Genomic DNA, 22135 nt, shown 5'->3' with positions numbered 1-22135 from the left:
GGAGAACAGCCTCCGATGTTTGTGTTTAACCTAAAACAACGACAAGAACTGGAACAGCTTGAGCTGGTCTTGATGTCCATCGGACAAAGACAGCGCTGTCTCCAGATGAGGTGCCTACTGTGACAACTGCGAATACTGCTATTTCAGCCCTTGTGGTGATGGGTGTCTCGGGCTGCGGCAAAAGTGCCGTAGGTGCCGAAATTGCACTCAAAAGCGGAGGTCGCCTCATCGAAGGTGATGCCTTCCACCCGCCGGCCAACATCGAGAAGATGAGCGCCGGGACCCCTCTCAACGATCAGGACCGCGCCGGCTGGCTGACCCGCCTGGGTGAAGAACTCGCGGCGTCCCTTGCCCGAGGCGAACACCCTGTTCTGACCTGCTCGGCCCTCAAGCTGATCTATCGCCAGCGCCTGCGTGATGCTGTTCCGGGGCTGGGCTTCGTGTTTCTGGAACTGACCAAGGAGCTTGCCGTCGAACGCTGCTCGCACCGCCCTGGGCATTTCATGCCTGCAAGCCTGGTGGACAGCCAGTTTGCAACGCTCGAAGCGCCCTATGGCGAACCGCTGACCCTGGTGGTCGATGCAACCCAGTCCATTGAACAGATTGGCACGCAAGCGGCAGCCTGGTGGAAAGACTCCCACGCCTGATAAAGGCGTGAGTGCAAAAGACAGCGCTGTCTTGCACACACGAAGGGGCGCTGTAGCTGTTGGCGGCACCTTAAAATAATAACCGGAGAGACACCCATGTTCGGTATGACCCATGAGACGTTCCTGCTCGTCGATGCGTTGGTGACCATCGTTGGCCTTGTGCTGCTGATCACCCAATTCAAGGTTCACCCTTTCGTCGCGCTGACACTGGCGGCTGGCTTCCTCGGCCTGACCTCCGGGATGCCGGTGGAAAAAGTCATGAAATCCTTCCAGGACGGCTTCGGCGGCGTACTGGGTTTTGTCGGCATCATCCTCGGGCTGGGTACCATGCTCGGCAAGCTGATGGCCGATTCGGGCGGCGCGGATCAGATCGCGCAGACCCTGATTCGCACCTTCGGCAAGCAGAAAGTGCATTGGGCCATGATGTTCTCGGCGTTCCTGGTCGGCATCCCGCTGTTCTTCGAAATAGGCTTCGTGCTGCTGATCCCGCTGGTGTTCATCGTGGCGCGTCGCACCGGCGTCTCCATCGTCAAGATCGGTATTCCACTGCTCGCAGGTCTCTCGGCGGTGCACGGTCTGGTTCCGCCGCACCCGGGTCCGCTGCTGGCCATCGGCATCTTCGGCGCTGACATTGGCAAGACCATTTTCTACGGCCTGATCATCGCCCTGCCGACTGCAATCATTGCAGGGCCGATCTACGGCAAATGGATTTCCAAGTACATTCCTGGCACACCGTCGCAGGAACTGATGGACCAGATCGCCAAGGAATCGAGCACCGAAAACCTGCCCGGCTTCGGCATCACGCTGGTGACGATTCTGCTGCCGGTCTTCCTGATGCTGCTCAAGACATTTGCTGACGTTGCGCTGCCGGAAGGCAACCTGTTCCGCATCTGGATGGACCTGATCGGCCACCCGATCACCGCCCTGCTCGCTGCTTTGCTGCTGGCGTTTTACACCTTCGGTGCTGCGCGTGGCTTCGACCGTTCCAAGATCATGAAACTGCTGGACCAGAGCCTGGCCCCGGTGGCAGCCATTGTGCTGATCGTCGGTGCTGGCGGCGGCTTCAAGCAGATGCTGGTTGCCAGTGGCGTGGGTGATGTGATTGGTCACATGGCGGTACAGGCGCAGATCAATCCGATCATGCTGGCCTGGCTGGTGGCTGCGGTGATTCGCGTGGCCACGGGTTCGGCAACCGTGGCAACCATCACCGGTGCAGGCATCGTGGCCCCTGTGGTCGGCCTGATTCCGGGCGTGAATCGCGAGTTGCTGGTGCTGGCCACCGGCGCAGGCTCGCTGATTCTTTCGCACGTCAACGACGCAGGCTTCTGGCTGGTCAAGCAATACTTCAACATGACCGTGGCCGAAACCTTCAAGACCTGGACCGTGATGGAAACCATCCTCTCGGTCGTAGGCCTGATCTTCATCATGTTGCTGTCGATGGCGATCTGACTACACCGGTACTGGACCTTTGCGGGCGCCCTGCCCGCGAAGGTTCTGCTGTAATCCGTTGCGCACCGCCTCCTTCTCCCCCCTCTTCCCGTTTGCACAGCACGCTCCTGACGAGCATCGTTTATCTGCAAAGCTGTCCAAATGCTGTTTCCTACACCTATTTACATCTCTTTCTATTGAATTTTCAGAAAGCTCAGGCAATGTTTCGCAGCACTGCCTACGCTTAGAAACATTCTGAGATACGCCCGCTTACGCTTCGTCAGAAGGGCGAGCGCTGCCCCGAATGTGCTCCTGGTCACGTTACTTTTTAAGTCACGCCAGTAAATACGGGCATTTTCAGGTCAAAGCGGGCAGAATTGGCGCACTCGTCATATCGCGGATGCAAATCTGGATGACAAGAAAATGAACCGAGGGAATTAATTTCACCACCGCGACGTCTTAGGACGGATGCATTTGGATGCACTCGGCAACAATCACCACGCAAAGGCAAACGCCAGCCTCTTGAGAGAGGCATTTTCAAGAGGCCATCAAGGAAAAGATTATGTTGATACTCACTCGCAAAGTAGGCGAAAGCATAAACATCGGTGATGAGATCACTGTGACGATTCTTGGCGTTCAAGGGCTTCAAGTCCGGCTGGGCATCAATGCACCGAAAAACGTTTCCGTGCATCGCGAAGAAATCTACAAACGCATTCAGGCTGAACTGGCTCCTAACCAGGACCCACAATAACGACCACGCCACACCCCCTCATTCAATGATGATCTGCCCCCTTGGCGGATCATCAGTTGTACGGCGCCCCTCGAGGCGCCGTTTTTTATGCGCGACGCTTCCCGCCACGCCTTGATTGACCATTGGTCACTCGCCCGGAACACCGTTGAAAATCCACCAGTCGACAGTGGGCAAGCGTGTCAATCAATGCCAGCCCGTAGTCAGACAGTGAGCCGAGCATTCTCTTTATCTGGTAACAGAAAACGGTGAATGACGATGGTGACCACCCACGAAACTCCCATGAGCAGCAATGCCCATACCAACAGCCAGGCGAATCAGGATCACTTGCAGGGGGCGCAGGACGACAGTCATGGGCAGCCTGAAAGCCCCGAAGCACAAGCCGGTGCGCAATTTGACCACTATCGCGAAAACGCTGCGCAGCAAATCGAGGACCTTGCCGAGAATGCCAAAACGGCGGCCAGGCAGATGGAGGGAAGCGACACGCTTGGCCTGTCCGGCTACGTGACAGATCTCGCGCAGAGCATGACCACATTGGCGGAAAATTTGCGACACAGGAATGTCGAACAGCTTTTGCAGGACGCAGGCCAGCTTGCCAGGGAAAATCCGGTGCTGTTCATCAGTGGCAGCGTTGCATTGGGCATGGGATTGTCGCGGCTGTTGAAAGCGACTGCGCCATCAAGCGACGATTCCCGCCCGGTCCACGCCACTGCGCCTTCGTCCGGTGCTTCCACTCAGGGCGCTCAAACCGAAAGCGACCTGTCGGACATCGAACCGTCGGGACCTTACGACCCCGTCAGCCCATCCCCGCTGTCAGCCGAGGAAATGGCCGCAACTCACCCTCACGACGAGGATCTGCACAGCAACCGGCCCGGCACCGGCCTTGCTGACAGCCCGCCTGCCAATCCTTTGAACGACGATAGAGACGACGACGGCCCCAGCGCGACACCGTCCAGATCAGGTCCGCCTAAGGGAGACGTGTGATGAGCACCACCACACCCGATACACAACAGGCCCACACGCCTGACAGCCCGACACCTGAGAGCAGTGTGTCGGTGCTGAGCCTGATCCGGCAACTGGCCCATGAGATTCCCGCACTGGTCAGCAAGGAAATGGCGTTGTTCAAGGCGGAGTTGAGAACGTCGGTCCAGACCACCAGGCAAGGCATCACCGCCGTTGCTCTCGGCGCGGCTGTGATGCTTGGCGGCTTGATCATGGTGCTTATGGCAGCGGTCTATGCGCTGAGCCAGGTAATGGAGTCCTGGCTGGCTGCGCTGCTCGTGGGGATCGCCGCCCTGGTCTTCGGCTTTTTCATGGTTCAGGCCGGCAACAAAAAACTCGAACCCGCCAACCTGGTCCCTGAACGCACAGCCAGTACCCTGCAAAAGGATAAGGACGCCATTCAGAGGAAAGTCTCATGAGCATAGACAGCAGCTTCGACACACCCGAGCACTTCGAGCACGCGTCGCAAAAAAGCCCTGAAACCCTGGAGCGTGAAATCGATCAGCAACGCTCCAGCATTGGCAATATTGTCGATGCCCTGGAAAGGAAGATGTCACCCGGCCAGCTGGTCGACCAGGCACTGACTTATGCCAAGGACAATGGCGGCGAGTTCTTCGGCAATCTGGGCAACAACGTCAAGGCCAATCCAGTGCCTGCGGTGCTGACCACCATCGGCATTGTCTGGCTGATGCTGGGTAACCGCACGCCGACTGACCCTTCGTCCGCAGGACCGTCGCTGCTGGAGGGTGTCAGCGAGCGGGCCGAAAACGTTGTGGGCGCGGTCAGCGATAGCCTGAGCAGTGCCAAGGCCCGTGTGCAGGAAACCGTTGCCCTTATGAAAGACAGGGTCAGCGAGGTCAAGGACAAAACCACGCACTTCACGGACAGCATGGATGAAAAGCGCTCGCAAGCCTCCGGCTTATTGCACGAGACAGGCCGTACCTTCGAGCAAAAGCGCATCAGGCTGCAGTCCAGTGCCACCCGTCTGCTCAACGAACAGCCCCTGACCCTGGCAGTGCTGGGTATTGCAGTGGGCGCTGCGATGGGGGCGGCTTTACCTGCGACCGATGGCGAAAAACGGTGGGTCCGTCAGGCACGTGAAAAGCTGAGCGGCGTGAGCCCCGCGCAACGTAAGGCCGCAACACCTGCCAACCATTCGACGACCGGCTACCACGGCCTTGATCGGAACGGCAGTGGCGTGGCGGCATCAGCTACGCCTCAACCGCCGGCCACACCTGGTCTTGGCTGATGGCTGAAACGACAAACGGCCCCATTGAGGGGCCGTATGTCATGTGTTTTCCGGGGCTGGAACAGCCCGTCGTACGCGCAGCGATTACTGTGGTCTGGAAAGACGCTGGACAATCCGGTCTTTCACCAGGAGGCGTTTTTCCTTGAGCTTTTTGAGCGCGTCATCGCCAATACCTCCTGCGGTCCCCTTTTCGGCATTCAGCACTTCGTCATCGGCGCTGTCGTACTCTTTGAGTAACAGACTCAACGTGGCATCGGCGCTGCTGCGCTCGAAAATCTCTTCCCTGGTCAACTCCAAATCCGCGAACAAATCGTGTTTGACTGGCATGAGTAGCACCTCCAGTTGACTACTTGAATGCAATGAGCACCTGTGAAGGGTCTCACGGGTGCTCCCGAACGCGACGCGCCTCGTAGGCCCTGACATGGGCGCAGGAGAACTCCAGCACGGACAGTTCGCTGGAAACCACGCCGAGGGCATTACGCCTGACAAGCATATCGCCCAGAATCTGTTCGACCTCGGTGCGTGAACCCCGTTCGATGTCTCTGAGCATGGACGCCGTGAGCGTCGAGCCCGTTTGAGTCAGCATCTGCAGATGGCGCTGCCTGACCCTGGCATCCAGTGGGTGGCCCGACGCGAGCGCGATGTTTGCGCACTCACCGTGCACTTTCATGATCAGACCTTCGCCGCCCGCACTGAGAACATCGCACAAGGGTGCACGCATACTGGCAGTAATGGCCGCCAGCGTGGCGATAAAGCACCACTTGTCCCACATGCCTTGCACAATGTGCTGGCTCAGATTGGCTTCGAAACCGGCATCTGCCAGGGATTCGGCAACCCGCAGAATACGCGGTGTCAGCGCACCGCTCAGCTCGCCGAACGACAGCTGGTGCGTTTCGTTGAGGTGCAGGATGGCACCGCTCGCGTCGCGATCCACCGAAATCAGGCACTGCCCGCCCAGCACGGCCTGGGCACCGAAACGCTCGCTCAGGCGCTCCAGATGCGCCATGCCGTTGAGTAGCGACAGAATCAATGTGTCGGGCCCGACCGCCGATGCGAAAGCGTCCATGGACGCCTCCAGATCGAAAGCCTTGCAACTGAGCACGATCAGGTCGTATGGCTCGCTCAATGCATTGGCCAGCACGTAAGGTGGAGAGGGGTAGTGGAAATTACCCAGCGGACTGCGCACCACCAGCCCGTCTCGATCAAGCTCTTGCGCCCTGCCCGGCCGGACCAGAAAGGTTACCTGACGCCCTGCCTCAAGCAGACGACCGCCAAAATAGCCACCGATAGCACCTGCACCCACGATCAAGATACGCATGGCCTGGATCTCCCGTTGTGCTGTGATCCGTCCTGCAGCGCCAGGCATACGCAGCATCCGCCGTCAGGCCTGGAACCGCGTTTCCAGTTGCATGAAACCGGTCAGGCATGAAGTATCGACGGCAGAGGCCTTGTGATGCAATCGCGCAAGCACAGCTTGAATCACCGCAGTGCTGGCATCGTGATGAAATTGCCAGACACCGTAGATCCGCCCATCGAACGAAGGCTCGCTGCCCAGTTGCGGATCCGCGCCAAGCCCTGCACCAAGGCCAAACAGGTAAAGCCCTTTAAGACGCCGCCCATTCTGATCAATCGGGCATCCCGAGGCGTCCGAGTCCAGACCGCCCTTGGTTTCACGCAACGTCACAGGACTCCCGTCACCGTAACGCAAGGCCGGTAACCGAGGCTGATAGCCCGAGCACTGCACGACCACACAGGCGTCGGCGAGCGCACGCCCGGCCTGTTCGAAGTCTGCCGGCGGGCCGTCCTGTGTCTGCAGCATCCGCACATGCACCCCGGTCTTGCCGATACGCCCGCTCTTGAGCGCCTCGCGACCAATGTCCAGCGCACGGTAACGCAAGCCTCCAGAGCGGTTGATACGGCCCGAAACCGGGCATACGTCCAACTGAGCGTTGAATGCGTAGTCTGCTTCACGGGCATGCTCGGGGCTTTCATAAAACAGTCTGATGGGGCTGCGATGAATCAGGGTCAGCTCACGGAGCCCTGCGAACTCCAGGGCATCAGCGAGGTTTTCCAGTGTGGAAAAAGCGCTGTGCGAGCCCCCGACTACGGTAATCCGTCCCTCACTGGCCAACGCCAGCGCAAACGCTTCGCGCAATTGCACGGCGTTCATGCGCAACAGGCGGTCGGCACTCTGGATATTCATTGTGTTCGACAGTGCGAGTCCTTGCAGGGCCAGACTGTCGATCAAGTGCTGCGGGTCCTGTCGACCGCCCAGGTTCATGACCAGTGTCTGACAACGAACACGCCTGGCGCAGCCCTCGGTCTCTACACTCAGATAAAACTCGTCATCTTCACTGACCACCTCGGTGATGGTCGTGCTGTGCCAGACCCTGACCCCGTAGTGCCGAATGATGTGCTCCAGCACCAGCGTTGATGCTTCAGCCATCAAATGGCCCACGTCCGATAATTGCGGAGCCCCTTGAGCCTGGCCGCGGATACGCCAATAAGCGGATGAATACTCCAGAGGCTCGAAGATCTCGCGCAAGGCCGGGTCGCGCAGACAGTCGATAAAAACGTCGCCCACCGAATTCGCAGTGATCCGGTACTGCCCCAGTACGCCCGTACCGGGTTTATCGCTGGCATCAATGACGATCATGCCGCTCGCGGCAAGGTCGGCCAGCGCACCGCTCTTCAGTGCGTTGAACAAAAAGCCCATACCCGCCAGCCCTGCGCCGCCCACCACGCATCCGCAGACTGTTTCCAAAGGATCTTCAAACATGTTGATGCTCCATCGTCGTATCAATACGTTGGTGCACTCCAGAAGTTCTGGATGATCGATTGCCTGGCCAGTACTGCGAACCAGCGTCCATGCACGATTTAAATACAAGGCAATAAAACAAACACCGCACGCGCAGCGTCATCGAAGCTATTTAAAAGCCCCGTGAGTTTTATCAATAGAAATGAGCGGTTACCCGCACTGAGACAGACAGACACCTCAATGTGAAGTCACTGTCAGAAAAACAACGCCATGCTACCGCCAGACCCTGAGGTTCTTTTTAATCAAAAGACCTCCGAACCAAAAGTTTATCAAAGCAGATAAAGCGGACAGGCCAATGGGATAGTTGCAAAGAAACCGCAGGGTGTCAAATAACACCCCGGCGAAGTGAACTGTATCACCGGGCGATGCAAGTCACTGATTTTAATCGTTCTGCAGTCCCTTATGGACTCACGCAGGGAATGTGGCAGCGGAGAACAGCCCGCAAACGGCTTTTTTTATTTTTCCATCGCGCGCATTAAAACTTACAAAAACACAGCGCCGACAAATTGACGACACACGTAATGCCGATAGACACGCGACAAAACGCGAACGACACGAAACAGAGCGTCTCTCGCGAAAACGCTCTGAATGCGGTGAATAATTGCGTCGCCTCAGCCAGCAGCTGGCCGGCGGCCGGGAGGGACCGAACAGGAGACCGGGTTGAAAACGGTTTCAGGCCGTCCGGTAATACACTTGAGTCGCACCGGTGTGTTGCAACTCATTGCGCAGTTCCGCTACCAGATCAGAGATGTCACGACTGGTCTTCAAACGGTGCAACGAGATACCGGCAACCAATAACTCGACTCGACCCGATGCAGGGTCGTCGACCTTGACGGTCATCGAATAGTCAGGCGCAACGCTGCACGTACAATGCAGTGGCAGAAAAGAACCCTCAACGAGGCTTCGAAGTTCTAGCGTAGACAGTCCACAGGCGATCATTTGTTATCTCCATAGTGTGTAAGCGCTGCCATGAACAGGCAGGCCACTAACTTTTTCGTGGCGCGTTACCGCTAATCAACTGAAACCAGCCAACCCTTGCCTGCCAATTAATTGTCGCCACTAACTTGCTCCCAGAGGCCCTTTATACGCTCAAGCCCGGCAGATAAGCAATACACGCAGCGGGCCTGAATGCGCAGGTCTAATTGTATTTATTTGTAACTTTAGCCAGAAGAAACGATTCACTTTATAGATTCAAGCGGCGAACAACATGATCAGTATCAATAAATCCGTAGAACGTGGATTTTCGGCCACTCTCCGGATGACGAACGGTCATGAAACTTGAAAAGGACGCTCAGTTTTCGGACGTTGTCATCCCGTCTTTATTTTCCTTTCCGGGAGATAAAAACAGATGTTCGCGACCACGGCCATTGCAGCCTGTGGTCGCACGCCTCGCCTTACTCGTGGGATCGGGGCAGACGAAAATGGATGACAGCCACCCGTGCTCCCTGCTTGTCGCGTCGTTCTTCGATGGCATAAGGGCGAAAGCCCATGCGGGGATAGAACAACAGGCCCGGCACGTTATGGTTGTAGCAGGAGGCGATGAGTTCGGTGCCTTCATGCTTGTCAAAAGCGATGTCCATCATGCAACTGATCATGTAGCGCCCGACCCCTTTCGAACGGGCCTTGGGCGCGATGATCACGTTCCCCAGCGCGCAGCGACCGCGAAAGTCACAGCGGGCGAAATTCGCGTAACCCACCACTTCTCCGCTCATTTCGATAACGGTCGAGTCGTAGCGTGTATCCAGCGCGTCACGGAGTTGCGAGGGTGTCAGCGGCCAGGTTGCGCGCGGGAACATGTAGAACAGCTCGTCCGCATTCTGAGGCAGCTCGCAGACGATGGGGATGTCTTTTTCTTCCAGGGGGCGATGTAGAAACATAGGCGGTAACCTCTTGAAGAAATTGAATAACCTGCAACGCAGGCTAGTCGTAAAATCGCGGACTGGGCGCTGTTCACCGACAGAAATACAGCACCCAAGGGGGCACAGCATAATCCGAGGCTATCAAAAAGGGCTAATTCAATAACAAACGGGACTAAAGATCGCTCTCTCAGACGCCTGACGCCCTGTCCCGATCATCATCCTGATTGCGGTGTTCATGCTCCAGACCGCTCCCCTGCGAGGCGGCTGTTTCACTTGCCTCGGAAATGCGCGCTGTGCGCAATATCCTGTTACCGACATTTTCTCCAGCACACTTGCAACGTCCGCGAGGAAACGGCTTTATTTCACTTTGTTTACCGGAACACCTCCCTCATGCCCTCTTTCTCTCTGGAGCGTCTCAAGGCCCGCCCTCTCAGGTGGTTGTGCATGGCCGCGGTCATTATCGGTTTACCGGTGGGCTGCGCAGTGCTTGAACACAAAGAGCGTGAGCTGGTGTTTCGCATCGAGCCAGGCACCGCCAGTTGGTACAGCGGCTTGCCGTCCGATGTCCAGGAGTTTGAACTCAAGGCCCCCAGCTTCGGCACATCGCAGAACATCCATGCCTGGTGGTGGCCTGCCTCGCGCAAGGATGCCCCTGCCGTCCTCTACCTGCACGGTTCGCGCTGGAACCTGACCGGCCAGTTGTTCCGTATCGAGCAACTCCGGGCGCTGGGCTTCTCGATACTGGCCATCGACTACCGCGGCTTCGGTCAAAGCATGGGCCAGTTGCCCTCTGAAAAGACCGTTTACGAAGATGCACGCATCGCCTGGGAGCGCTTTGAGCAACTGCAACCGGATCCTCAAAAGAGGTTGATTTATGGCCATTCGCTGGGCGGCGCTGTCGCCGTCGACCTGGCAGCGGAACTGGGCCGCGACGCTGAAAAAGACAACACAGCCCCAGCCGCACGCGGACTGATCATCGAGTCCACCTTCACCAGTCTGGGGGATGTGGCGACCGCAATTGCCAATACGTCGCTGCCGGTGCGCTGGTTGTTGTCGCAGAAATTCGATTCGGTGGACAAGATCGCTGACATTCATATGCCCGTATTGATCGTACACGGCACTGACGATCGTTATGTCCCGGCGCGCTTCAGCAAGGAACTGTTCGAGGCCGCCAGAGAGCCCAAGAATCTGCTGCTGGTGCCCGGTGGCACGCATAACAACAGCATGCGCCTGGGACGACAGGCCTACAGCCAGGCGATACAGGCACTGCTCAAGACCCCATCAACGCTGCCGCAGGTGAACCGCAAGGACGTAAAGCGCAATCAGGCCGGCTGATGCTGCTTCAGTCTGCTTCGGGCATGTCCTTCGATACTGTCGTGCCTCGTGAGCGTTATCCCTTAACCCGGTCTGCCATCACGTCCACCAGGGCGGTGCGCAACCCGACGCCGCCGATGAATAGACAACGGCACCCTCACGTATTAGCGTTGGCGCACTCTATCGAAGGTTGCCCCATGAACGCCGTTATCCACTATTCAGACCAACACCATCGCTCGGCTGTCGTTGCACTCTGGAAGACCGTATTCAACGACAGCGCACCCCACAACCGGCCTGACCTGTCGATCGACATGAAACTGGCCGTGGCCGATCAGTTGTTCTTCGTGGCCATCGCCGATGGCCATGTTGCGGGGACCGTGCTGGCGGGTTACGACGGCCATCGCGGCTGGCTCTACTCGGTGGCAGTGGATCCACAATACCGCGGCCAGGGCCTGGGCACCCTGCTGGTCCTGCATGCCGAGCAGGCACTGGTTGACCGAGGCTGCATCAAGATCAATCTGCAGATCCGCACCAGCAACGAAGGCGTGCAGGCCTTTTACGAATCACTCGGATATTTCCAGGAGCCCCTGATCAGCATGGGCAAGCGGATCGCATTCATGTCCACCCCTAATACGTAAGAATCCGGCGAGAAAGGTGTCAGATAATTCATTCGTTTACATGAGAATTAGTATCAAACTACAATTATTGCTATTAACGTCCCGATAGAGCACCTTCCTTGAACGCCTCCCAACGCCTTCGCTACTCCGGCCCCTTTCTGTTGTCTGCACTGTCGCTGGCCGTGCTCCCCGACGGTGCAGTTCACGCAGCACAGATCGCCACCCTGCCTGCAACCGAGGTGTCTGCCGCAGCTTCGACAGTCGAAGACGGCTACAGCGCCAAAAGCGCCAGCACTGCCAGCAAGAGCGATGTGCCGCTCAAGGAAGAGGCGCAGTCCGTCAACGTCGTGACCCCGCAGACCATCGCCGATTACAACGTGCGCTCGCTGGACGATGCCATGAAGTTTGTCAGCGGAGTCAGCCAGGGCAACACACTGGGCAACACCAAGGACTCGCTGGTCAAGCGCGGCTTCGGTACCAACGACGATGGCTCGATCCTGCGTGACGGTGTGCGCTCCGTCGTCTCGAAGAACTTCAGCGCCACCACCGACCGGGTCGAGGTGCTCAAGGGGCCAGCCTCGCTGCTGTACGGTGCAATGGAACCGGGCGGCGTGATCAACGTGATCAGCAAGCAGCCTCAATATGTGCAAAGCACGACGCTCAGTGGCTCGGCGTTCAGTCAAGGCGGCGGCAGCTTTGGCGTGGACACCACCGGTCCGCTGGGCGACAGCGGCCTGGCCTACCGCCTGGTCGCCGAGCGCAAGAGTGAGGATTACTGGCGTAACTACGGCGTCGATCAACACACCCTCATAGCGCCCTCCCTGTCCTGGACGGGTGAACGTGCAAGTCTGACACTGGCTTACGAGTACAACGATTACGTCAGCCCGTTCGACCGTGGCACCGTGTTCACGGGCGGCCACCCGAGCGACATCAGCTATAACAAACGCCTGGACGAGAAATGGGCGAACACCGTCGGCATCAGCGAAACGGCCACAGCGCGCTTCGAGTATCAGCTCAGTGATGACTGGAAAACCCGTCTGACCTACGGCTGGAATAACGACCGCTACAGCCTGTCCATCGCACAGCCCAGCACCCTGTCGAGCACCGGGGTGTTGCGTCGCCAGGCCAATGGCGGGCATTACGACTATGAAACGCGTTACGCCAGCTGGGACTTCATCGGCAAGCAGCAATTCCTGGGACAGGAGCACGACCTGTTGATCGGTGCCGAGCAGGAAGACTCCGACAAGTTTCGCGGCAAGACCTACCGCAATACCGCGCAGAACGGCTTCAACATCTTCAACCCGGTGTATGGCAGCCTGGCCGAGCCCAGCGTGGTCAGTCCGACCACCAGCAACCTGAGCAACCAGTTGACCTCGTCCTCGCTCTATGTGAAGGACAACTGGCACCTGAACGATCGCTGGATTCTGGTGCTCGGCGGTCGCTACCAGCATTACGACCAATACATCGCACAAGGCCTGGGTGCTAACCGGGTCAAGAACCTGGACACGAACGATGATGTATTCCTGCCCATGGCCGGGCTGGTGTTCAAGGTCAACGAAGACCTTTCCCTGTATGGCAATTACAGCCGTTCGTTCGTGCCTAACCAGGACGTGAACGACGATGGCACTACCTTTGATCCAGAGGAAGGCCGCAGTTACGAAGTCGGCGCCAAATACGCCCTCGCGCCAGGCCTGGACTTCAACATGGCGGTCTTTGACATCGAGAAGAAAAACGTTGTCACCCCCACTGGCGTGACAGGTGTAAGCGAGGCGGCTGGCAAGGTTGGCTCGAGAGGCGTCGAGCTGGACGTCACCGGGCGCATCGCCGAACGCTGGGACATGATCGGCACCTACGCCTATACCCACACTGAAGTGCTGGACGATCCAAGCAACGAAGGCAATCGCCTGAGTCAGGCGCCCAAGCACACCGCCAGCCTTTACCTCTCCCACCACCTGCAAGTGCCATCAGGTCTGGGCGACTGGCATGCCGGTGGTGGCGCACGTTACGTGGGTGAACGCGCCGGTGACGACGCCAACTCGTTTTACATGAGCAGCTACACCGTGGCCGATGCATTCCTGCGATGGGATGTGCCGATGGCCGGGTACAAGACTCGCCTGCAACTGAACGTGGACAACCTGTTTGACAAGCAGTATTACCCGTCCAGCACCGGCAGCCAGTTGCAAGTCAATGTCGGAGAGCCGCGCACCGCTCGCCTGAGCGCCAGCGTCACGTTCTGATGCGTGCATGGCTGGAGCAAGCCAACAGCGTGCTCCAGCCAGGCGTCGCCCTCAAATCAAGCCTTTACCTGCCGCCTCTTCAAGCGCACTGCGCGCCAGTTCCCGGATCAGCCGGTCACTGGAATCGTTGAAAGGCACGGCGAAGACGAGCACCAGATGCCTCCAGGTGGTCAGCTTTTCCTGTTTGCTCACCTGACCCAGTTTCTTGCCATCCACATCGCGGAACGTCAGGTCAAGCGACACAGTGTTGTCCGCCTTGCTCGGAATCAGAAAAAACGTGAAACCCGTCACGAAGGCCAGACCAAGACTGCCCTCTTCGTGATTGCGTAAGGTGGCCGTCACGTAGACATCGCTGGCTTGCTGTTGGGTCGTCACCTTGCTGAACCGCTGGCTGTTCAGAAACTCCTCCTGCAACACTTTTTCCAGCGCCGCGATATCAGCATTGCTATTGGCGCGGTCTTCATTGAGCGCGTACTCGGACTGCACCTTCAGGTAAGCCGCATGCTTTGGCTTGGCAGGCTGGGCAAGCGGCCACTGCCGGGCCTGAGCGAGTTCGTGATGCGAATAGGTCATGCAACCTTGCAACGAGAGAGAAAACAGTACAGCAAGTAAGATAAGAAACTTGTTCATGCGGGATATCCCTATCAGCGAGGCAATTGTTGAGTGGCGTCCGAGAGCAGTGCTTCAACCAGGTCAGTCATCTGCGCACCGCCCATTGAAGGGTTGAAGTAGTCGCGGTCCCAGAACCCGGTATTGATGTCGCGCTTGAATTCTTTTCTGCTGAGCGCCAACTGCTTGCCATGGCTGTCGTTGACACGCAGCTCGGCGGCGAGATCGTAGGTGTCTACGTAAATCGGCCCATTCACCCAGATCCAGATCGTCAACGTCAGCAATGCGCCGGGAATATACGCCGGATGCGGCGTGCGTTTGCCTTTGAGGGTTGTGAAGTTGAACGCCAGCTCGACATCTTTCTCGCCAAGCTTTGCCGGGAATACGATCATCTTCTGGAAGTATTCGCCACGTTCGATATGTGCACCGATCTGCGCAGTGAGCTGCGAACTGATGTTACGTCGCTGAAGAACGTCTATAGCGGGGTCGCTGACCTGAACATCCTTGACCATCGCCCCGATCGGCAATGTGTTCTCGACGGCCTTGGCGGGCAGGCTTATAGGCCCTGCGGGCACAAAGGACACACACCCCGTCAGCGCCAGGCTCAATAGAGCCGCGGCCATGTACTGCAACTTGTTCATGAACGTCCTTGAGAAGTAGCCGAAGCGACATCTGCTATCAGTAAATGATGGCATGCCGCCAGTCTTTGCCGGTCCATGGCATGCAAGAACTGACACCGCGTCAGATCGGCGGCGATTGTAACGAATTTGTTTCAGGTGTGCCTGCCTGGCGGAACGTTGAGTTATCAGGCAACTAACAGGCTGGGAAAACAATGCTGAAACATGAGCACCCGGGAGGATCTTATAAACACACAGGAGCGTTAAGCCAGCCGCCGCAGACCGCCTGTGTTCAATACTTTATCCGGTAGAAGTTGATCACTAGTTCCTGGGCGTTCAGGTAGTCAACCTTGCCAATGAACGCACTCTTTTCCAGCCAGTCATTAGGCCCGAGCGACACCTGGAACTTCGGAGTACACGTGCACTGGTAATGGCCTTCAGCGATGGGCCACACACCGCTCTGGAGCTGATCCTGGCCCACTTCATCCATCAGCAGGGTCCCTCGGTTTTCCACGTTGATCAACTCGCCCAACTGGGTTCGCAGGGTAAACCGTGCATTGAAGAAGGCAAGATCGCTCGACAATTCCACGAAAAAATCACTGCCGCCAGGCAGTACGGAACCGCGAATCCCTTCCCCGTGGAATTCTCCCCCCAGAATTGAGCGATTACTGCGCAACCCGCCACTGCAGATGCCCATCAATGTGGGTATGTCGGTTCTCAGCAACACCGTCAGCACTTTTTCCAGCAACGGAGCCTTGCTTGCTCTCGCCTCACGCACCGACGGGTGACGCGGCTTCTTGAAATCAATGATGTTCATGGGTCTGCTCACTCCATGGTTCGATAAAACGCAGTGCTGAGGTGGCAAAAAGCAATGCACCTGACGACCTGCTCACTACGCGTCCATGCAGCGACGTTTATTTGAAGCCTGGTTTCCAGTAAGCTCCACAGAGACGAAAGAAATCGTACCGAACGGTTTAGTTTTCGTCCATGTTATTTTTGCTTTCCAGCTGCAGATGCTGATCACTGAAGGATTAAGAATTCAAATGAAGGTGCGTACCGAAGCTCGTCGCGAAGCCATTATCGACGCGGCGGCAAGCGTTTTCCTTGAGATGGGCTACGAGCGGACTTCAATGAATGAAGTCACCAAACGAATGGGCGGCTCCAAGGCAACGATCTACAGCTACTTTCCTTCCAAAGAAGAACTTTTCATCGCGGTGGTCAACAGGCATGCCACGGCCCACCTGGCGGATGCCGTCTCGGAACTTGCTTCACCCTGCGCTCAGGAAGCCGATCTCAGGGAGATCCTGACACGCTTCGGTGAGCGCATGCTGATGGTGTTGATCAACGACAACAGCGCGCTGGCCGTCTACCGGATGGTCGTCGCCGAGTCAGGCCGTTCGGACATCGGCATGCTGTTCTATGAATCAGGGCCTCGCGAGTGCCTGCAGACCATCTCCACATTGCTGGAATCGGCCATGCAGCGTGGAGAACTGCGCACCGCCGATCCTCATGTGGCGGCCTTGCAACTGACCTCTCTCCTGACGGCCGAGACCGACATTCGTCTGTACCAGGAACATCCGCTGCCATTGAGCCTGGAGCGTATCCATCAGATGGTCGGGCGAGCCGTTGATACGTTCCTGCTCGGTATGGGACAGCGCTGATCCACCAGGCCTGAGTGCGTTCTTTTTGGGTGCAACATTGCACTTCCGACACACGGCACGACTCATTTGCGCAATCTGGTCAAGAAACGTCCGGGACAGGCGATAGGCATTAGGTCGCTCTCGGAGAACGCTCATGATCCTGCGCAAACTTAACCTCGCCCCACGCTCGGCCCTCTGCTTCGGTTTTTTCTGTCTGATAATCGTAGCGCTGGGCCTGCTATCACTTCGGCAAGCCCAGATCCTCAACGAAGCCGAAAAATTCATCGAAACCAATGTACTGCCCAGCGTCAAGCTGCTCGGGTCGCTGGACCGGGAGTTCGTCGGGATACGCGGCAATAACGCCCGCCTGCGTAATCCTCTTGAACCTCAGGATCGCAAAACCAGGGCGCTCGCTGATATTCAGCAGTCACGCTCATTGATCAGCGACTACTCGACAGGGTTGGGCAAACTGATCGTGACGCCTCAAGGGCGTCAGGCATTCGATGAATTCAACAAGGCAAGCGCCGACTACCAGAGTACTCAGAACAGCTACCTGGCCTCCGTCTCCGGCGGAAATCTCGAAAATGCGGTGGCCATTTCCAACAACGAAATGAAAAGCGCGGCCGACCAGGTCGAGGCCTCACTCAAGAAACTGATCGGGATTAACGAACTCAAGGCACAAAAAGCCGGAGACAGTGCAGACGCCGCTTACGATCAGACGATCTGGCTGGTCGGTATTTTCATTGCCGTCGGCGTCTTCACGACGCTGTTGCTTGCCTTGCTCTATACCCGCAGCCTGACCGTACCTATCGGTGAGTCCCTAGAGGTTGCCGAACGCATCGCCACCAATAACCTGAGCAAGGACATCAAGGTTGAAGGCAGCGACGAGGCAGCCAAACTGATCACCGCACTGGCCATGATGCAGACCAACCTGCGTAATGCGTTGACGCTGATCGCAGACTCCTCGACGCAATTGGCGGCTACGTCGGAAGAGATGCACGCGGTCACCGAAGACGCCTCACGCACTATCTTGCGTCAAAGCAACGAAATCGAAATGGCCGCCACGGCGGTCAATCAGATGAGCGCTGCGGTCGAGGAAGTGGCCAGCAACGCCGCCTCTGCCTCGCAAGTGACCTCCCAGTCCAGCACGGCGGCCATGGCCGGACGTACGCAGGTCGACGAGACGGTCACGGCGATCAATCTGATGGTGTCCAAGGTGCAGATCACCTCGACCGAGGTTCAGGGTCTGGCTGTCATGGCCACGGACATCAGCAAAGTGCTGGACGTGATCCGGGCAATCGCCGAACAGACCAACCTGCTGGCACTCAATGCGGCCATTGAGGCCGCACGTGCAGGCGAAGCAGGACGCGGTTTTGCCGTGGTAGCTGACGAGGTGCGAGCGCTTGCCCATCGCACTCAACAGTCGACCCGGGAAATCGAAACGATGGTCAGCTCGATCCAGTCTGGTACCGGCAATGCCGTCACTGCGATGGAGCAGACCAGCGTTCAGGCGCAGAAGACACTCGAAATGGCCAATGGCGCAGGCAAGGCGTTGCTCGACATTACCGACTCCATCAGCCAGATCAACGAGCGCAATCTGATGATCGCCACTGCGGCAGAAGAGCAGGCGCAGGTTGCGCGAGAAGTGGACCGCAGCCTGGTCAGCATTCGCGACTTGTCCAGCCAGACCTCGGAGGGCTCCAACCAGACGGCCATCGCCACAGCGGAACTGTCGACGCTGGCTGCCGACCTCAACCGCCTGACCCGCCAATTCAGGATGTCCTGAACGAACGGCTGCCGGAACATCGGGTTTCGGCAGCCTGCTTCACACCCTCAGCGCTCCTCTGTCCTGCAATCCTCTTGTCACAGCCACGACCTTGAACTAAGTTGTACGACGACAGATAAGAGTGTAATTCTGTCGCGCTTCGCTCACGCCAGACAACGACAAGAAAAAGGACCGAACATGAGAAAGCTCAAACTGTTGGTGGGTTTTGTGTGCCTGTTTACCGGCTATGTGGTTGCCGCGCCCTCCGATGAGGCAGATGTCGCCCAGGCGGTGGATAAGCTGACCCAGGCCATGTGGCACAAGGATATCGCGCAGCTTCAGGCGCTGACCGCCGACAACCTCACCTACGGACATTCCAGCGGCACTATTCAGGACAAGCAGGCGTTCATTGCCGATATCGAAACCGGCAAGAGCGCCTTCAATGACCTGAAAATGCTCAACCAGAAGATCACGATGTCCGACGACGTCGCCCTGGTACGCAACCACTTCTCGGCCCAGGCCGTGAACAGCGGCAAAGTGGTGCCCACCGAAATCGAGAACTTCCAGATCTGGCAAAAGCAGAAAGGTCAGTGGCTGTTGATCGGCCGCCAGGCATTCCGCTTCTGACACGCGTCAGCCGGTACGCAGCGAGCGAAACCCTTCACTGCTGCGTACCGAACATCGCAGTCCAGTAAATGCCTGCATCGCTCTTGGGATCGGTTGCGTAAGCGGCCCCCAGCTCCCGGAACCCTGCATTCATAAGGTTGGCGCAATGCCCCGGGCTTGCCAGCCAGCCATCCACGACCTTGCGTGCCGAGTCCTGACCCGCCGCAATGTTCTCGCCCACCTGCTGACCGACATAACCGGCCAGTTCGGCACGATCACCGGGCGTGCGCCCTTCCCGGTCCTTGTGATCGAAAAAGTGCAGGTTGGCCATCGCCTGGGAATGGCCTTGGGCGGCCGTGCCCAGCATAGCGTTCCAGGTGAGCGGTGTGGTTGCGGCGAAGGACTGAGCCCCGCACTGACGTGCCGTGCCGCGGGCAACGTTGATCATCTCCAGCACCTTCTGCCCCTCAGCCTGCCAGTCACCCAGACGCGCCGCCAACAGCGAGCGCGCCAGCACGATGCGCCAGTCGCGCCCTTCCCGGCTTACGCCGATATCAATGAACTGCGGATCCAGCACCACGTGACAGAACGTTTCCTGAACGGCCTTCAAGGCCGAGGCCGCATCGCGCGGTCCGGACAGGGTGATGGCCTGTACGGTGACCATCGGATACGCGGTGCGCGACAACGCCTGTTGCAGATTCAGGTTGCCACTGGCAGGCAGAACCAGACGCGCGTCGCTCACCAGCGGCGGCAGCTCCATGGACACCTGATCACCGCAACGCTGCACCTGACCCCGCCAGGTATTGAGCGAATCGATCAGTTGCGTCTCATCGGAGGCCAGAGCCGACTGGGCCATAAAGACCCCCAACGACAACGTCGCTATGCGCAAGATGGACGTGGTGAAACGCATGAAAACCTCCGGCGAATTGAGTGCGCCTATCATGCGCGACCTCACCCGGTGGCGTGCAACTGCTTTTTTCGACTGTTACCGCGTTTACTGCCCAGTGAGCAGGCAGAAAACGCAGTGATATTTCTCGGAATCTGCGCTGTTTCGAAGCACAAACCCGAAGGTGGAAGGCGGCTTGCCGGTGATACGGCCCTTCAAACGATCCGCTCATCCACTGAGCAGATGCCATCGCCAGCAGTAGTGTTTCGTCTACTAACCAGGCGTTGTCTGTGGACGAAAACGTATCGTCTGATCGCTTACAGCCTGAACTGCGCCACCAGCGCATTGAAGGACGTGGCCAGACGCGACAGCTCCTGGCTCGACGCGCTGGTCTGGTTGGCACCCGCCGCGCTCTGGGTCGAGAGGTCCTGAATGTTCAGCAGGTTTCTGTCCACTTCGCGGGCCACCTGGGCCTGTTCTTCAGAGGCAGAGGCAATGACCAGGTTACGCTCGTTGATCGTCGCAACACCCTGAGTGATCTTCTCCAGCGCAGAGCCTGCACGCAACGCCAGCTCCTGCGTATTGGTGGCCAGCGACAGGCTCTTGCCCATGGCCGCCACAGCGCCGTCAGCACCTGACTGCACGGTGCTGATCATGCCTTCGATTTCCACCGTAGAAGCCTGGGTGCGGTGAGCCAGTGCGCGCACTTCGTCAGCCACCACCGCAAAACCGCGACCCTGTTCACCGGCACGTGCAGCCTCGATGGCCGCGTTCAACGCCAGCAGGTTGGTCTGTTCGGCAATGCTGCGGATCACGTCCAGCACCTTGCTGATTTCACGTACATGCCCGGCCAGCTCGGAAACGGCCTCGGTGGACTCGGTGATTTCATGCACCATGGTCGTGATGCCTTTGACCGTATGGTCAACCTGTCCACGTCCATCGACAGCATCTTCGGTCGCGGTCTTCGAGGCTTCGGAGGTAGACACCGCATTACGCGCCACTTCTTCCACAGCCGCCGTCATCTGATTCACCGCAGTCGCGGCCTGCTGAATTTCGTCATTCTGGCGGGTCAATCCACGCGTGCTCTCGTCGGTCACGGCACTCAGCTCTTCGGCCGCCGATGCCAACTGATCGGAAGCACTGGCGATCTGCTGAATCGTGTTTTTCAAACCGGTCTGCATGTGCGAAAGCGCATCAAGCAACTGCCCGGCTTCATCGCCACTGGTGGAGACGATCGGCTGAGTCAGGTCACCGCCAGCAATGCGTTGAGCGCTGACCACGGCCACTGCCAACGGCCGGGTGATCATGCGAGTAATGAAGATCCCCAACAGAATGGCCACGATAAAAGCAATCACAACGCCGGCTTCCAGCATCAGCACAGAGCTGTTCCTCAGCTCTGCGGCGGCAACGGCGCCTTCCTTGATCTGACGATTGTTGGAGTCAATCATGGTGCGCAGGTAACTGCGAACCTTGACGAAGCCCTCACTAGACAGTGTATTGAGGCGAGAACGTGCGTTATCCAGATCGCCAGCCCGAATCAGCTCGACCACCTGCTGGGAACCGGCAATGTACGAGGGCAGCAATTGCTCCAGCTGGTCGCCGGCAACACGCTCGTCGTCCTCCAATGGCGTTGCGCGGTAGATGGAGAACACTTTCTGAGCGCGGGCCAGGTCATCGGCCAGGGCTTGCCTGACGCGCTCCTTGTCGGTTTCCGAAACGCCGCCGTCCTGCGCATCCAGCAGGCGATAGAGACCACGGTTATGCGCCGTCAGGCTGGTCAGCGTTTCGTTGGTGTTGCTCACCGACACCAGGCTATTGGAAAACGTCAGCTCCAGCGCATTGCCAAGACGGGTCACACCCGTCATGCCCAACCCGCCCACTGCCAACGTAATAAGCGCACAAATGATGAACGCAGAGAGGAGCTTGGTCGAAAACTTTGACTGACGCAGGATATTCATAGGGTGGGCCGTTGCTTAATGGGGAATGACGACTAAGCTGAAAGGGTTTACCCATTCAGCAATGATGTCATAGTGACTTCACCGATAAAGCAAACGTTCCAAACGGTACAAAATAAGTTACAGATCAGCAGAATC

At 57.8% G+C, this 22135-nt stretch carries 22 protein-coding genes and 1 pseudogene; 12 read left to right on the top strand and 11 right to left on the bottom strand.

The genetic code is table 11. The features are described 5' to 3' along the window. Window positions 1-158 precede the first annotated feature (158 nt). The 6 genes from BUB69_RS09625 (at window position 159) to BUB69_RS09600 (ending at window position 5074) form a co-directional block, all read left to right on the top strand. Window positions 159-647 (top strand): gluconokinase, encoded by a 489-nt coding sequence (locus BUB69_RS09625; protein WP_073165226.1) that lies wholly within the window; start codon window positions 159-161, stop codon window positions 645-647. A 96-nt stretch (window positions 648-743) separates the two neighbouring features. Further along, window positions 744-2096, top strand: coding sequence for a GntP family permease (locus BUB69_RS09620; RefSeq protein ID WP_024688355.1), 1353 nt, complete (start codon window positions 744-746; stop codon window positions 2094-2096). A 541-nt stretch (window positions 2097-2637) separates the two neighbouring features. Beyond that, window positions 2638-2826 (top strand): carbon storage regulator CsrA, encoded by a 189-nt coding sequence (csrA, locus tag BUB69_RS09615; protein WP_002554157.1) that lies wholly within the window; start codon window positions 2638-2640, stop codon window positions 2824-2826. A gap of 279 nt (window positions 2827-3105) precedes the next feature. Then, window positions 3106-3807, top strand: a complete 702-nt coding sequence (locus tag BUB69_RS09610; protein ID WP_141121838.1) for a hypothetical protein — start codon at window positions 3106-3108, stop codon at window positions 3805-3807. Next, window positions 3807-4244, top strand: a complete 438-nt coding sequence (locus BUB69_RS09605; RefSeq protein ID WP_073165220.1) for a phage holin family protein — start codon at window positions 3807-3809, stop codon at window positions 4242-4244. The genes BUB69_RS09610 and BUB69_RS09605 overlap by 1 nt, the downstream gene beginning before the upstream one ends. After that, window positions 4241-5074, top strand: coding sequence for a DUF3618 domain-containing protein (locus BUB69_RS09600; protein WP_073165217.1), 834 nt, complete (start codon window positions 4241-4243; stop codon window positions 5072-5074). The genes BUB69_RS09605 and BUB69_RS09600 overlap by 4 nt, the downstream gene beginning before the upstream one ends. A gap of 84 nt (window positions 5075-5158) precedes the next feature. Here BUB69_RS09600 and BUB69_RS09595 read toward each other — a convergent pair whose 3' ends face one another. The 5 genes from BUB69_RS09595 to BUB69_RS09575 form a co-directional block, all read right to left on the bottom strand. Next, the gene (locus tag BUB69_RS09595; RefSeq protein WP_073165214.1) at window positions 5159-5401 is read right to left on the bottom strand and encodes a DUF465 domain-containing protein; all 243 of its coding nucleotides are present in this window, start codon (window positions 5399-5401) and stop codon (window positions 5159-5161) included. A gap of 52 nt (window positions 5402-5453) precedes the next feature. Further along, the gene (locus BUB69_RS09590; protein ID WP_073165689.1) at window positions 5454-6392 is read right to left on the bottom strand and encodes a ketopantoate reductase family protein; all 939 of its coding nucleotides are present in this window, start codon (window positions 6390-6392) and stop codon (window positions 5454-5456) included. A gap of 63 nt (window positions 6393-6455) precedes the next feature. Continuing rightward, a complete protein-coding gene (locus BUB69_RS09585; RefSeq protein WP_073165210.1) occupies window positions 6456-7853 on the bottom strand; it encodes an NAD(P)/FAD-dependent oxidoreductase in 1398 nt (465 codons plus the stop codon). 711 nt (window positions 7854-8564) lie between these two features. Continuing rightward, window positions 8565-8831 (bottom strand): DUF1652 domain-containing protein, encoded by a 267-nt coding sequence (locus BUB69_RS09580; protein WP_073165207.1) that lies wholly within the window; start codon window positions 8829-8831, stop codon window positions 8565-8567. 455 nt (window positions 8832-9286) lie between these two features. Next, window positions 9287-9769, bottom strand: a complete 483-nt coding sequence (locus tag BUB69_RS09575; RefSeq protein ID WP_024688360.1) for a GNAT family N-acetyltransferase — start codon at window positions 9767-9769, stop codon at window positions 9287-9289. A 372-nt stretch (window positions 9770-10141) separates the two neighbouring features. Here BUB69_RS09575 and BUB69_RS09570 point away from each other — a divergent pair, with 372 nt between their 5' ends. The 3 genes from BUB69_RS09570 to BUB69_RS09560 all read left to right on the top strand — a co-directional run bounded on the left by BUB69_RS09570 (window position 10142) and on the right by BUB69_RS09560 (window position 13919). Then, window positions 10142-11086: an alpha/beta hydrolase gene (locus tag BUB69_RS09570; RefSeq protein WP_073165203.1), complete on the top strand. Its 945-nt coding sequence runs from the start codon at window positions 10142-10144 to the stop codon at window positions 11084-11086. Between the two features lie 176 nt (window positions 11087-11262). Next, window positions 11263-11703 carry a GNAT family acetyltransferase gene (locus BUB69_RS09565; protein WP_073165200.1) on the top strand — a complete coding sequence of 147 codons (441 nt, stop codon included), beginning with the start codon at window positions 11263-11265 and terminating at the stop codon, window positions 11701-11703. A gap of 161 nt (window positions 11704-11864) precedes the next feature. Continuing rightward, window positions 11865-13919, top strand: a complete 2055-nt coding sequence (locus BUB69_RS09560) for a TonB-dependent siderophore receptor (RefSeq protein ID WP_245825273.1) — start codon at window positions 11865-11867, stop codon at window positions 13917-13919. A gap of 51 nt (window positions 13920-13970) precedes the next feature. On the opposite strand, the gene BUB69_RS09555 is transcribed toward BUB69_RS09560, so the two are convergent. From BUB69_RS09555 to BUB69_RS09545, 3 genes are all read right to left on the bottom strand, one after another. Further along, window positions 13971-14549, bottom strand: a complete 579-nt coding sequence (locus BUB69_RS09555) for a hypothetical protein (RefSeq protein WP_073165193.1) — start codon at window positions 14547-14549, stop codon at window positions 13971-13973. A gap of 14 nt (window positions 14550-14563) precedes the next feature. After that, complete coding sequence (locus BUB69_RS09550) at window positions 14564-15169, bottom strand: hypothetical protein (RefSeq protein WP_073165190.1); 606 nt, start codon at window positions 15167-15169, stop codon at window positions 14564-14566. Window positions 15170-15437: 268 nt separating this feature from the next. Next, entirely contained in the window at window positions 15438-15962 is a 525-nt protein-coding gene (locus tag BUB69_RS09545) for a DUF3237 domain-containing protein (RefSeq protein ID WP_073165186.1), read from the bottom strand. A gap of 226 nt (window positions 15963-16188) precedes the next feature. On the opposite strand from BUB69_RS09545, the gene BUB69_RS09540 reads away from it, so the two are divergent. The 3 genes from BUB69_RS09540 to BUB69_RS09530 all read left to right on the top strand — a co-directional run bounded on the left by BUB69_RS09540 (window position 16189) and on the right by BUB69_RS09530 (window position 19177). After that, window positions 16189-16806 (top strand): TetR/AcrR family transcriptional regulator, encoded by a 618-nt coding sequence (locus BUB69_RS09540; protein ID WP_073165183.1) that lies wholly within the window; start codon window positions 16189-16191, stop codon window positions 16804-16806. A 133-nt stretch (window positions 16807-16939) separates the two neighbouring features. After that, a complete protein-coding gene (locus tag BUB69_RS09535; protein ID WP_073165180.1) occupies window positions 16940-18571 on the top strand; it encodes a methyl-accepting chemotaxis protein in 1632 nt (543 codons plus the stop codon). A gap of 177 nt (window positions 18572-18748) precedes the next feature. Next, window positions 18749-19177 (top strand): nuclear transport factor 2 family protein, encoded by a 429-nt coding sequence (locus tag BUB69_RS09530; protein ID WP_073165176.1) that lies wholly within the window; start codon window positions 18749-18751, stop codon window positions 19175-19177. Window positions 19178-19211: 34 nt separating this feature from the next. Here the strand turns inward: BUB69_RS09530 and BUB69_RS09525 are convergent, their stop codons facing one another. From BUB69_RS09525 to BUB69_RS29570, 3 genes and pseudogenes are all read right to left on the bottom strand, one after another. Beyond that, a complete protein-coding gene (locus tag BUB69_RS09525; RefSeq protein WP_073165173.1) occupies window positions 19212-20066 on the bottom strand; it encodes a CAP domain-containing protein in 855 nt (284 codons plus the stop codon). Window positions 20067-20359: 293 nt separating this feature from the next. Beyond that, window positions 20360-21223 (bottom strand): methyl-accepting chemotaxis protein, encoded by an 864-nt coding sequence (locus tag BUB69_RS29575; protein WP_425439360.1) that lies wholly within the window; start codon window positions 21221-21223, stop codon window positions 20360-20362. After that, window positions 21218-22000 (bottom strand): annotated as a pseudogene (locus tag BUB69_RS29570) (MCP four helix bundle domain-containing protein); the annotation flags it as partial. The gene BUB69_RS29575 and the pseudogene BUB69_RS29570, both read right to left, overlap by 6 nt. Window positions 22001-22135: the final 135 nt, after the last annotated feature.

Source organism: Pseudomonas asturiensis (assembly GCF_900143095.1).
Lineage (GTDB): Bacteria > Pseudomonadota > Gammaproteobacteria > Pseudomonadales > Pseudomonadaceae > Aquipseudomonas > Aquipseudomonas asturiensis.
The sequence above is the reverse complement of the archived record's forward strand: the minus strand, read 5'-3'. Positions and strand labels throughout refer to the sequence as shown.